The organism is Streptomyces sp. Q2 (assembly GCF_056820935.1).
Window position 1 is genome coordinate 1 of sequence record NZ_JBXEJE010000131.1, and the last position, 396, is coordinate 396.

Sequence of the window (396 nt, forward strand, 5' to 3'; positions counted from 1 at the left end):
AGGTGTTGGAGGCCTTCAGGCCCATCTTGTGCTCGACGTTCGTCGCGTACACGCCGTTGCGCTCGCCCAGCTCGCCGGTCTCGACGTCGAACAGGTACTTCGGGACGAGGAAGAGGGACAGGCCCTTGGTGCCGGGGCCGTGGCCCTCGGGGCGGGCGAGGACGTAGTGGAGGATGTTCTCCTCCATGTCGTGCTCACCGGACGTGATGAAGCGCTTGACGCCCTCGATGTGCCAGGAGCCGTCGTCCTGCTGGATCGCCTTGGTGCGGCCGGCGCCCACGTCGGAGCCCGCGTCGGGCTCGGTGAGCACCATGGTCGAGCCCCAGGTCCGCTCCACGGCGAGCCGCGCGATCTTCTTCTGTACGTCGTTGCCCTCGTCGAAGAGGATGCCGGCGA

The 396-nt window shown here is 67.7% G+C and carries 1 protein-coding gene; it reads right to left on the reverse strand.

Translation table 11 applies throughout. The features are described from left to right. The coding region (locus ACWBNA_RS47900) for an acyl-CoA dehydrogenase family protein (protein WP_482710894.1) at positions 1-396 on the reverse strand (396 nt) is incomplete at both ends.